Origin of the sequence: Vibrio nitrifigilis (assembly GCF_015686695.1) — a bacterium.
Classification (GTDB): domain Bacteria; phylum Pseudomonadota; class Gammaproteobacteria; order Enterobacterales; family Vibrionaceae; genus Vibrio; species Vibrio nitrifigilis.
In genome coordinates, this window is record NZ_JADPMR010000001.1 from 2,334,350 (window position 1) to 2,346,174 (window position 11,825).

General features: G+C 47.0%; 9 protein-coding genes. All 9 read right to left on the reverse strand.

Going from position 1 to position 11,825, the window contains the following annotated elements:
- Positions 1–54: 54 nt before the first annotated feature.
- The 9 genes from etfB to purU all read right to left on the reverse strand — a co-directional run bounded on the left by etfB (position 55) and on the right by purU (position 11,824).
- Complete coding sequence (gene etfB, locus I1A42_RS10305) at positions 55–846, reverse strand: electron transfer flavoprotein subunit beta (RefSeq protein WP_196123425.1); 792 nt, start codon at positions 844–846, stop codon at positions 55–57.
- Positions 836–2,074, reverse strand: coding sequence for an electron transfer flavoprotein subunit alpha (gene etfA / locus I1A42_RS10310; RefSeq protein ID WP_196123426.1), 1,239 nt, complete (start codon positions 2,072–2,074; stop codon positions 836–838). The genes etfB and etfA overlap by 11 nt, the downstream gene beginning before the upstream one ends.
- 9 nt (positions 2,075–2,083) lie before the next feature.
- On the reverse strand, positions 2,084–4,051 hold the full coding sequence (locus I1A42_RS10315; RefSeq protein ID WP_196123427.1) for a (Fe-S)-binding protein: 1,968 nt from the start codon (positions 4,049–4,051) through the stop codon (positions 2,084–2,086).
- A gap of 9 nt (positions 4,052–4,060) precedes the next feature.
- Positions 4,061–6,124 carry an NADH:flavin oxidoreductase gene (locus I1A42_RS10320; protein ID WP_161156880.1) on the reverse strand — a complete coding sequence of 688 codons (2,064 nt, stop codon included), beginning with the start codon at positions 6,122–6,124 and terminating at the stop codon, positions 4,061–4,063.
- Between the two features lie 95 nt (positions 6,125–6,219).
- Positions 6,220–6,750 carry a DUF5943 domain-containing protein gene (locus I1A42_RS10325; protein ID WP_196123428.1) on the reverse strand — a complete coding sequence of 177 codons (531 nt, stop codon included), beginning with the start codon at positions 6,748–6,750 and terminating at the stop codon, positions 6,220–6,222.
- Between the two features lie 46 nt (positions 6,751–6,796).
- The gene (locus I1A42_RS10330; RefSeq protein WP_196123429.1) at positions 6,797–7,774 is read right to left on the reverse strand and encodes a dipeptidase; all 978 of its coding nucleotides are present in this window, start codon (positions 7,772–7,774) and stop codon (positions 6,797–6,799) included.
- A 160-nt stretch (positions 7,775–7,934) separates the two neighbouring features.
- Positions 7,935–9,068: a choline metabolism transcriptional regulator GbdR gene (gene gbdR / locus I1A42_RS10335; protein ID WP_196123430.1), complete on the reverse strand. Its 1,134-nt coding sequence runs from the start codon at positions 9,066–9,068 to the stop codon at positions 7,935–7,937.
- 338 nt (positions 9,069–9,406) lie between these two features.
- Positions 9,407–10,786 (reverse strand): L-serine ammonia-lyase, encoded by a 1,380-nt coding sequence (locus I1A42_RS10340; protein ID WP_196123431.1) that lies wholly within the window; start codon positions 10,784–10,786, stop codon positions 9,407–9,409.
- A gap of 168 nt (positions 10,787–10,954) precedes the next feature.
- The gene (purU, locus tag I1A42_RS10345; protein ID WP_161156871.1) at positions 10,955–11,824 is read right to left on the reverse strand and encodes a formyltetrahydrofolate deformylase; all 870 of its coding nucleotides are present in this window, start codon (positions 11,822–11,824) and stop codon (positions 10,955–10,957) included.
- Position 11,825: the final 1 nt, after the last annotated feature.

The following is an 11,825-nucleotide window of genomic DNA, read 5'->3' on the forward strand; positions in this document are numbered from 1 at the left end:
GGTAACAGAACATCCTTCTCTGACTCGTTTATACGATATGGTTTGGTGGTATTTTTAATGCACAACGCCTTCTTCCAGTAATAAATCAAAGACTGCCTGCGCCATTTCAGCAACAGGCTGTTCTTGTAAGACTTTCCCACCGGAAGATTCGCTTTTCGCTGTTGCCGCTTTAAAACGGTCAGCGGCACTTTTTGCCTTCACGACTTTGAGCCGTTTTGCTTTGGCCTTGGCAGGACTCTCCTCCCAATTCATTTTTTCCGAATCAACGCTCTGCTCTTCCATCGTCTGGCGAACAATTTGGCATTGACGTGCCCGTCCATAGGCGCTTTGCCTTGGTTCTTGTGCGGCGAGATCAACACTCGCGACAAAAGGTAACGACACACTTAAGGCTCGTCTTTGACCACGAGGCAATGCCTGCAATACACGTGCTTTGCCATTTTCTACGGAAAGTATTTCTGCAATCCCCATCACGATGGGACATTGCAGCTGATAGGCGAGAAAGAAAGGCAGCATGCCAGACGACTCACCAAGTTCAGCGCGCATTCCCGTGAGCACAATATCGGGCATGTTGTCGCAAAAATAGCTCGCAAGAGTGGTTATGGCGTCTTGCTGTTCATCTTGTTCAAGCACTTTCAGTGTCGATAACCCCATGCCGCTGTAATAATCCAGTGCCGGATTTTGAGGGTTACCCGCATGAACCACTTCAACCGCGGTATTTTTTAGGTTAAGCGCCAATTCGACCGCTCTTGCGTCTGTCATTGAACGACGCGCTCGCCCTGTTTCTGGGTGAGCCCCGATTGAAACTAGCGTACTCACCTTGAGCGTTTCTGTTTGATTACGCAGCATTCTTTAGCTCCTCTGCCTGATACTTTTGCATTAGCTCCACTAACGCTTGCAAAAACTCGTCGCTGTCAGCAATAACACTTAAATCGGCACGTTTAACCATGTCACAACCCGCATCGGTATTTATCGCAATCACTTTGTCACAAGCACCAATCCCTTGCAGATGCTGAATCGCACCAGAAATACCCACAGCAATATAAACGCGAGCGGTCACCCAACTACCCGTTGCTCCGACCTGCCGTTGCCTTGGCATAAAGCCATCATCGACGGCAACGCGGCTCGCGCCTTCAGTGGCACCAAGCACCTCTGCCGCGCTATGGAACCTATCCCAATTGTGAATACCACTACCTGCAGATAGAATAAATTCCGCTTCAGTTAATGGCACCGCCTGAGGATCAACAGCAACATTGCCTAGATCTTGAATCACGGGTTCAACATAACATTCAATAGAGAATTCAACGGGCAACGCTTGATGGCGAGTTTCATCAATCGGTAACGCGCACTCTTGAGCAAGAAGCAGGATTCTTGGCGTCTCGCGTTTGATGTCATTCCGGCCGCCAGCAGCGCGGCATACCGTCTGGTTAACATCCACGGTCCAAGCTTGAGTCGCAGGACGTTCATCGATCAACGCCGATAACCGAGCACCGAGCTCAAATCCACCTTGAATACTGTCAGGAAACAGCCAGTGTTTAGGCCTATAGGCCTGTTCAACACTGGCTAATACCTGAGCCTTTACTTCTGGACAGTACTGTTCAAATAGCTCACCTTGAACAGCAATGAGTCGATCTACCCCCGCCAAATCAAGGTGTTCTTCTTTGTGTAAACCGAAGATCACGGCCATGACAGCCCCCTGCCCTTCGCTTTGCTGTACCAATTGATGCGCTTGACCTAACACATCTTTATCGTGACTGGTGAGTCGCCCACCCACCATATCGGGCACCACCACCACGTAAAAATCGGGCGCCTCAACTTTATGTAACGGTAAAACCGTCTCACTCTGTTCAGATGGACGTAAACGATGTACTGAATGATCCGCACTGTGATTAAGGCGATCAATACGTTTAATGCCATTTGGCCCTGTGTATCCGACTCGGTGAGGATAACGCCGCACCAAGCCAGAAGGTCCGTGCTCTTCAATGACGGGTGAACTGAACGTACTGTGCTCTGGGTGGAGCCGATTACGCATAATCCATTCTGCACGAGGGTCGCGTCGTAAAATAAATTCTTTCATTGTTATCTCCTACGACAATTGAGACTCAACAGCAGGTGTCCATACTTCTACTGCTGGGATTAACGGTTCTTTCTCAAGCAAAACATCAGCGACCAGTTCGGCAATGTCTTTCACCTCTGGGCGCGGCTCTACCACGCCTTCCAACATGGCGGTACATTGCTGACACCCGACCGCAACAAGTTCAGCGCCTGTGTCACGAATATCATCCATACGCATATCGGCAATGCAGCTCTCACCAGGGATATCAGTGATCGGAGCACCACCACCGCCACCGCAACAGCGCGAGCGAAATCCTGAGCGTTCCATCTCTTTGTAGGTCATACCCAGTTGTTTGATAAGGGTACGCGGTGAATCATATTCCCCGTTATAACGCCCCAAATAACAAGGATCGTGATAGGTGATAGTGCCAGCGATATCGAGTTTGCCCAGCTCAATTAAGCCTTGTTCTGCAAGACGATTAATAAAAGTGGTGTGATGCCAGACTTGGTAATTTGGCTTCTCATCATCAGGATAAAAATCAGGGTATTCATTTTTTAAGCAGTGGAAGGCGTGCGGATCTGTGGTGACAATGCAATCAAAATCATACTTCATGAGGGTTTGTATATTGCGTTTAGCAATACGTTGGAACGTTGCATCATCACCTAAACGGCGCGCCACATCGCCGCTATCCAATTCTTCATTACCGAGAATAGCGACGTTGATTTTGGCGGCTTTTAAAATTTTGACGAAGGCTTTCAAAATACGCTGACTGCGCATATCAAATGCCCCATCGGAAACCCAAAACAGCACATCAGCACGCTTGACGTCTGACATCAGATCCAAGTTTTGATCCGCGGCCCAGTTAACTCGTTTATTGGGCGTATGACCATTCGGGTTGTCGGTAAAAATAATATTTTCAATAACATCAACCGCTTTACTCGGTGTTGCCCCTTTCTCTAGAGTGAGGAAACGGCGCATATCGACTACCGCATCCACATGTTCAATCATCATCGGACACTCTTCAACACAAGCTCGGCATGTTGTGCATGACCATAAGGTTTCAGCATTCAGCACACCATCGACGATAGGACGATGAGCATTCCCTTGTGCGTGGCCCACGTCTTTGCCGGGATACGGACTACCTGCGTAATGTTTGTCTGTCGTTCCTGCTAACCCCACCACCATATCTTGCACAAGCTTCTTCGGGTTAAGTGGCTGGCCAGCAGCAAAGGCTGGACATACGGCTTCACAGCGACCACATTGTACGCATGCATCAAAACCCAACAGTTGGTTCCATTTGAAATCGGCTGGGTTTTCAACACCTAACTTATTATCTTCAAGATTAAGTGGTTTTAACCCCGTCGAACGCCCTCCGCCGAAACGTTCTGGGCGGCGGTGAAACGCCAAATGAAGTGCCCCGGCAAAAGCGTGTTTCATCGGTCCACCCCATCCCATGCCCAATAGCATTTCGCCGACACCCCATACTATCGCAGCCAGTAACACCACAGCAGCCAACACATTAAATGCATCACCCGAAATCACACCAGAGGCTGGCAGGGTGACCATGAAAAAGCTTAACGAAAACGTCAGCAAGCTTTTGGGTAATCGCATCCACGGGCCTTTGGATAATCGACTCGGCGGATTGATACGACGGCGAGCAACGAAAACGGCGCCAGTAAACATCATCGCCAATGACGCCAATAACACCCATGACAATACATGTGGCGCTAAGCCAAAGCCATGTACCGCAATGATCAGCACCATGGATAATACAAAGCCCCCAGCAGTGGCCACGTGCGTGTGGGACATCACCTTATCGCGATCAACCACGTGATGAAGATCCACCAAATAACGACGTGGCATCGCCGCTAAGCCAGCGAATATCGCAACCTTTTCTGTTTGCCCTTGACGCCACAAATTAATGCGGCGCAGCATACCTATGACCGTAAGACACCCTACGGCCAATAACAAATAGGGAAGTACCGACTCTAGGAACATACGATCACCTTACAAGTCTTTGCACAAACGCAATGCATCGTATATCGCCGCATGTGTATTGCGCTGAGAAACACAGTCACCAAGGCGCCATAAAATCATGCCGTCTTGAGCTTCGTTTAATACCGGTTGGGCTTTGGCAGCAAACAAGGTTTCATTATCAACCTGACCGCGGTTTACCGACTCTGCTTTGAGTTCGTAATACAAGGCTTCATTTGGACGAGTGCCATTCTCTACCACGATTTGGTCCACCACGCGCTCTTCCTTGCGTCCGGTGTATTCATTTTCTAATACCGCAATGAGGTTTTCGCCCTCACGATAGACTTTGATTAACGCGAGATCAGACGTCATGATGACCTCTTTTTCATAGAGGCTGCGATAATAAGTTGGGAAGGTCGTCCCCCCAATGCCAACACCTGGTTTTATATCGTCAGTTACCAGTTCCACTTTGGCACCTTTCGACAAGAGATAGTCAGCCGCAGACATACCGGAAAACTCACAAATAGTGTCGAAAATCAGCACGTTTTTTCCCGGCTCAACCGTGCCTTTTAAGATGTCCCACGACGAGACCACCAACCCTTCTGCGGCACCCCATTCTGGATTTTGTTCAAGAAACGGCGTGCCACCGGTTGCTAAAATGCACACGTCTGGTTGCAGCTCGCGAATCATATCGGCACTGGCCGCAGTATCGAGCAATACTTCAACGCCAAGGCGATTGACTTCCATAGCTAACCAACGCGTAATACCCGCCATTTGATCTCGCTGCGGGGCTTTGGCCGCAATGGTAATTTGCCCCCCTAATTCGCTCGATTTTTCAAATAGCGTTACTTTGTGACCGCGTTCCGCTGCAACTCGCGCAGCTTCCAACCCACCGGGGCCGCCCCCGACAATCACTACGTTGCGAATAGGTCCTTTGGTCTTTTCTATGAGATGGGGCAACCCCATATACTCACGTGAGGTTGCTGCGTTTTGAATACACAGCACATCTAACCCCATGTATTGGCGGTCAATACAGTAGTTGGCCCCCACACATTGGCGAATCTGATCTGTCTGGCCTAGTTTGATCTTGGCGATAAGATGAGGGTCGGCAATATGGGCACGTGTCATTCCAACAAAATCGACATAACCTGCTTCGAGAATCCGTTTTGCCTGATTTGGGTCTTTGATATTTTGGGCGTGAATCACCGGAACAGAGACCACTTCTTTAATACCTGCGGCCAAATGTAAGAACGGCTCTGGTGGATAGCTCATGTTTGGAATCACATTCGCTAGCGTGTTGTGAGTGTCACAGCCAGATCCCACAACACCAAAGTAATCGACCTGACCAGTTGCATCGTAATAGGCCGCTATTTGCTTCATATCATCATGGGTTAAGCCATCAGGATGAAATTCATCACCAGTGATGCGCATCCCGACAACAAAATCCGGACCGACGGCTTCACGTACCGCCTTTAACACTTCCATCCCAAAGCGCATACGGTTTTCAAATGAACCACCCCATTCGTCGGTGCGTTTATTGACACGTGGCGACCAAAATTGGTCAATCATATGTTGGTGCACCGCAGAGAGTTCAACGCCGTCTAACCCGCCTTCTTTCGCGCGCACGGCCGCCTTAGCAAAATCACCGATTACGCGCCAGATTTCTTCGACTTCGATGGTTTTACATGTCGCACGATGCACGGGTTCACGAATTCCCGATGGTGACATCAAGTTCGGCCAGTTTTCTCCATCCCAGCGTGAGCGTCGCCCCATATGCGAAATCTGAATCATGATCTTGCCACCATGCTTATGGACAGCATCGGCTAAGTTTTGGAAATGGGGAATGATTCTATCGGTGGAAAGATTCACCGAGCTCCACCAACTTTGCGGGCTATCAATAGAGACCACACTCGAACCGCCACAAATACATAAGCCACAGCCACCCTTGGCTTTTTCTTCGTAGTATTTGACATAACGTTCGGTCGTCATCCCCCCATCAGTCGCGTACACCTCGGCGTGTGCAGTACTGACAATACGGTTACGAATGGTGGTGTTATTAATCTTTAATGGTTGGAACAGAATATCGAACTGGGACATGCTTCACCTCTGCACTAGCCCTCGCTTTTATCAAAGCGCAGGGCTGTCTTCCTTGACAATGCTGACTTTTCTAATCGTTATAAGCGCTGTTTTTATTAAATAGGAGTCACTTCAAATAGGCCAAAATCACAGCCTTCTTCAGCGCCGCTTTGGGTTTGAATCGCGCGCGTTTTAACGCTTAAGCCCATGCTTTGAGCAACTTGATCAAGTGCTCCGGCAAACCATCCAGTGAACATGTAATCCACTTTCCGATTCACTTTGCCGTATTGATAAACAAAGCACGAGTTCTCAAGCCTTACTCGCGCTTGGCCTTTTTCAATGTCTAACTCTTCCGTGATGAAAAATCCCCAGCCACGTTGCGATAAACGTTTCATGTAATGATCAAAGATTTCACTTCCTACTAAACCGTGTTCTTCTGCCTCTTTTTCACACCAATAGTAAGCGGATTTGTATCCCGCTTTGTACAGAATATCGGCATAGCGTTCGGCGCCTATCTCTGCTTCAATCCCCATGTGGTTGTTGACAAAGAAATGTCGTGGTACATAGAGCATAGGCAGTGCGTCGGTGGTCCAAACGCCGGTGTCATCATCGACGACAATAGGCAATTCAGGTGCATGTGTGGTCATATCGAATTCTCCCTTTCTTAATCTGTCCTGTCGTTATTCCAGTTGGCTATTCGCCCCAAACTTCACCTAAAACACGTAACCAGTTCTCACCCATAATCTTGCGAACTTGCGACTCACTAAAACCGTGTTTGAGCAAGGCTGCCGTCAAATTAGGGAACTCACCTAAGGTGCGAATGCCTTCTGGATTAATGATTTCGCCAAAATTCGTTAAACGGCGGGCATAACCTTTATCGTGCGTAAGCCATTCGAAGAAGGGTTGGTCTTGACCTTGAGTAAAATCCGTACCTATACCGATATGGTCTTCGCCCACTAAATTAAAGATGTAAGCGATCGCCTCTACGTAATCATCGATAGTCGAGTGAATGCCATTTTTGAGGAAAGGAGCGAACATGGTGACGCCAACAAAACCGCCATGATCAGCGATAAATTTGATGTCTTCGTCGGATTTATTGCGGGGATGATCTTTTAAGCCACTGGGTAAACAGTGTGAGTAGCAAACAGGCTTTTTCGAGGCAAGAATCACTTCTTGGGACGTTTTCCCTCCCACATGAGAAAGGTCGCACATCATGCCAACGTCGTTCATTTCTGCCACGATTTCATGACCAAACCCAGATAAGCCACCATCACGTTCATAACAGCCCGTTCCGACTAGGTTTTGCGTGTTGTAACACATTTGAACGACGCCGACGCCTAAGTCTTTAAAGACTTGTACATAACCTAATTGATCTTCAAAAGCATGGGCGTTTTGAAAGCCCATCATGATGCCAGTTTTACCTTCTTGCTTAGCTCGGTGTATATCGGCTGTGGTTTTTACTTTCAAGACTAAATCGCTGTTCTCTTCCAGTAAGTTGTTCATATCGACAATGTTGTCGACGGTGTTTTGAAAGCCTTCCCACACCGATACCGTACAGTTAGCCGCAGTTAAACCGCCTTCACGCATATCTTGAAATAGTGCCCTCTCCCATTTCGCAATGACTAAGCCGTCAATGACGATAGCATCTTCATGCAAATCCGTTGCGTTCATCTCATCACCTATTCGTGTTGTTTCCTGTTACTAACCAGAATAGGTATTAAGGAATAGCAACACTGTTCTGAAAACGGCATCTAAAATTCCCATTGCGCAGCCAAAATACGAAAAAAGCGCCGCCACTAAGGACGACGCTTTTTAACAGCTTAACTATGCGTTATATGGAGACTGAGCCGTACGTAGGCTCATTTTGAGCTTCGAAAAGTGCCTGTGATGAACGCCATTGCGGCATCGTTTCATCAATCATTGGAATCACATTGGTATTGGTTAACACTGGCATCGGTCCATGAGTACTTAAAACGCCACCTTGTGAACCAATACGTTCAGTTTTAGGCGAAATACCAATGTGCAAGCGATAACACTTACTAAAGTGAGGCGAAGAGACAAATCCACAAGCAGTAGCGATATCGATAATCGACATCGTGGTTTGCCGTAAAAGTTGACGAGCTCGATACAAGCGTAACTTGAGGTAATATTTTGAAGGGGAACACTGCAGGTATTTTTGAAATAACCGCTCTAGTTGACGGCGAGATAATCCAACGTAAGAGGCTAGCTCATCGAGCTCGATCACTTCTTCAATATTGGCTTCCATTAACGTAATGGCTTCCACTAATTTCGGCTGAGCGGTACCTAACATATGTTTCAGTGGGACTCGTTGGTAATCATTTTCACCACGAACCCTATCACAGATGAACATTTCTGAGATGCTGGCCGCTAACTCACGTCCAAAATCCTTTTGGATCATGGTGATCATCATCTCCAATGGTACTGAACCACCACTACAAGTCATGCGATCACGATCAATCACAAACAGATGATTTAAACAATTCACCCGTGGATGTCGCTCTTGCAAAGTGGCTAAACATTCCCAGTGTACGCTACACTGGTAACCATCCAGTAGGCCCGCTTCGGCCAAAAGATAAGGCCCAGTGCAAACACCACCCAGGCGAACATGCTTACGTGATAGCGATTGCAACCAACCAATTTGGCGACGCGTATAACTATGCACAATGTTCACGCCACCGACCACAATTAGCGTGTCCAAAGGCGGTGCATCACTCATCGTCGTATCGGGATTGACCGTAATCCCATCACTCGCTTTCACCTTGTTACCATCTTCACTAATAATGTACCAATCGTACAACGTTTTACCGGTTAATTGGTTTGCCATCCGCAGTGGATCCACGGCAGAGGCAAGCGCTAACATAGTAAAATTATTCAGCAATAAAAAACCGATCCGGTTCACTTCCCTTTTGGGTTTTTCATCAGGGGCATTGATTGATTTTGACATGACGCACTCCATTGCATTTGAAGATTGTTGGAGATTTATTTTAGGTAGACTCTCGCTGCTTAATTTTTAGCCGTTGAGCTCAATCTGTTTTGCAATTAATGCGCCCAATATTTACTCTTTATTAAATTTTTGTTACCTATGCAATCAACTACACAATATTCAGCAACTTGTTATGGACAGTCTGAAAATTATGTTCAGTCGTTTCCATTCTTCTATCCCAATTTGGGCCAATTTTCACCAAAATAATCCCTGTAGGTAGCACCAAATTTGCTCAATTGCACCGTTATGCAACAATGCATTATATTTCCCAACACAGTCGTAACTATCACTCACATTCATTAACACTCAATGGCATTAACGGCTAAACCACCACGGGAGGTTTCTTTGTACTTATCTTGCATATCTCGTCCAGTATCTCGCATGGTTCTAATCACTTTATCTAACGAAATGAAATGTTGGCCATCACCTCTTAATGCCATATTCGCTGCGTTAATTGATTTAACAGCAGCAATCGCGTTGCGTTCAATACATGGAACTTGAACCAACCCACCAACAGGATCGCAAGTTAGGCCAAGGTTATGCTCTAAGGCGATTTCCGCCGCATTTTCAACTTGCTCTGGCGTGCCCCCTAACACTTCCGCTAACCCTGCAGCAGCCATTGCACTAGCCGAACCGACCTCGCCCTGACACCCCACTTCGGCCCCTGAGATTGAGGCATTCATTTTACACAGCGAGCCCACCGCGGCTGCCGCAAGGAAAAATGTCACCACATCTTTTGGCTTTGCATTCGCATGAAAACGCATGTGATACATAAGCACCGCCGGAATAATCCCCGCTGCGCCATTAGTGGGAGCGGTTACCATACGTCCTCCCGCGGCATTTTCTTCATTCACCGCTAGAGCAAATAAATTGACCCAATCCATGCCACTTAAAGTGGAATAAATCACATCATGTTCAGAGGCTTGTAATAGCGCTTGATGCAAAGAGGCCGCGCGGCGTTTTACCTGCAAACCACCAGGCAAAATCCCCGTATTTTCAATACCGTTAGCAATGCATTCTTGCATCACTTTCCACAATTGATAAATGGATGCTTTAACATCGGACTCGCGACATAGTGCTTGTTCATTGTGTAATACCACATCACTAATTCGCAGCTGATGTTTCGTGCAAATGTCTAGCAACATCTCACCACTACGATAAGGATAAGGTATATCGATCGTTATGGGCTCTTGATTCGTATGGGCAATATCCAGCTCATCAAGCACAAACCCACCGCCAACAGAATAATAGGTTTTCTGTTTAAGCTCTCTGCGCGTTGAATCATAGGCAGTTAACGTCATGGCATTGGGATGATAATCCAGTACTTGCGGATCAAAGATAAGATCCATTTGCCAATCAAAGTGGATGGCTCTTTTATTGGCTAGCATTAATGAATGGGTTTCTAGGACAGCTTGAATGGCAGGATCAATCAGGGCCGGTTCAATCATGTCGGGTTGATAGCCCATTAACCCCATGATCACCGCCTTATCGGTGCTGTGACCGACACCCGTTGCACTTAACGATCCAAATAGCGTGATATTCACCGCTTCAACTTGTCCAAGCAGATCAGCTTTTTGCAGCTCTTGGACAAAAAGATAGGCCGCTTTCATCGGTCCAACGGTATGGGAGCTTGACGGACCAATCCCCACTTTAAACAAATCAAATACGCTGATGTTCATAACAGCTCCAAAGAGTTAATGCTCACACCTAGCGATTATTGAATAAGCGGCGTTACCTTTAGAGCTCTGAAACGACATTTGCACCACTAATGTCGACCCTTTTCGCGACCAGTAAAATAAATGGGAGGTTTGCCCTCCCATTGTTGAGTGAATGATTCTTTATCGGAGTTAATTATCAAACACAACGGTGCGTTTTCCACTTAAAAAGACTCTCTTTTCAACGTGATAACGAACCGCATTAAAGAGGGTAATTCTTTCTATATCTTGCCCTTTAGAGATCAACTGTTCAGGGTACAGTGCGTGATTAACCGTCTGAATTCCTTGGGTAATAATCGGTCCTTCATCTAAGTCATTATTCACATAGTGCGCGGTAGCACCGACCATCTTAACGCCTTTTTCCCACGCCTGATGATAAGGGCGAGCCCCTTTAAATCCAGGTAAAAGTGAATGATGAATATTGATCGCTTTACCATCCAGTTGTTGGCACATGGATGGAGAAAGTACCTGCATGTAGCGAGCAAGTACCGTTAAATCAATACGATATTCAGCAAGTAGCCCGAGAATCTGCTGCTCCTGTTCCAATTTCGTATCAGGTGTAATCGGTAAATGGTAGTAGGGAATATTATGCCATTTAGCCAGAGGCTCGAGATCAGGATGGTTGGAGATGATCACGGGAATATCAATATTGAGCTGCCCAGTTCGAACACGAAACAGAAGATCATTAAGACAGTGATCGTATTTCGATACCAGTATGGCAACACGCTCTTTCTTTGCGGCTGGGGAAAGAGCCCAAGTCATATCAAATTCAGCGGCCCGTTCGACAAACTCATCGTTAAAGTGAGCAACGGAGAAATCAGCACTCGGCGGCGTAAATTCGATACGCAGAAAGAACATCCCTTGCACTCGGTCATCAAAAGAATGTATTTCGTTAATATAATTCCCTGATTCCGCCATGTATCGAGTCACTACATCGACCGTTCCGAGCTGGCTTGAACAACTGCCAGTAAAAATCCAAGTTCCAGAATGGGTGGTCTGCATA

What these genes read in the sequence shown, in the direction of transcription:
- etfA (WP_196123426.1), bottom strand. Translation starts at nt 2,074, where the DNA reads ATGAAAGAATTTATTTTACGACGCGACCCTCGTGCAGAATGGATTATG.
- gbdR (WP_196123430.1), bottom strand. Translation starts at nt 9,068, where the DNA reads ATGTCAAAATCAATCAATGCCCCTGATGAAAAACCCAAAAGGGAAGTG.
- I1A42_RS10320 (WP_161156880.1), bottom strand. Translation starts at nt 6,124, where the DNA reads ATGTCCCAGTTCGATATTCTGTTCCAACCATTAAAGATTAATAACACC.
- I1A42_RS10340 (WP_196123431.1), bottom strand. Translation starts at nt 10,786, where the DNA reads ATGAACATCAGCGTATTTGATTTGTTTAAAGTGGGGATTGGTCCGTCA.
- I1A42_RS10325 (WP_196123428.1), bottom strand. Translation starts at nt 6,750, where the DNA reads ATGACCACACATGCACCTGAATTGCCTATTGTCGTCGATGATGACACC.
- purU (WP_161156871.1), bottom strand. Translation starts at nt 11,824, where the DNA reads ATGCAGACCACCCATTCTGGAACTTGGATTTTTACTGGCAGTTGTTCA.
- I1A42_RS10315 (WP_196123427.1), bottom strand. Translation starts at nt 4,051, where the DNA reads ATGTTCCTAGAGTCGGTACTTCCCTATTTGTTATTGGCCGTAGGGTGT.
- etfB (WP_196123425.1), bottom strand. Translation starts at nt 846, where the DNA reads ATGCTGCGTAATCAAACAGAAACGCTCAAGGTGAGTACGCTAGTTTCA.
- I1A42_RS10330 (WP_196123429.1), bottom strand. Translation starts at nt 7,774, where the DNA reads ATGAACGCAACGGATTTGCATGAAGATGCTATCGTCATTGACGGCTTA.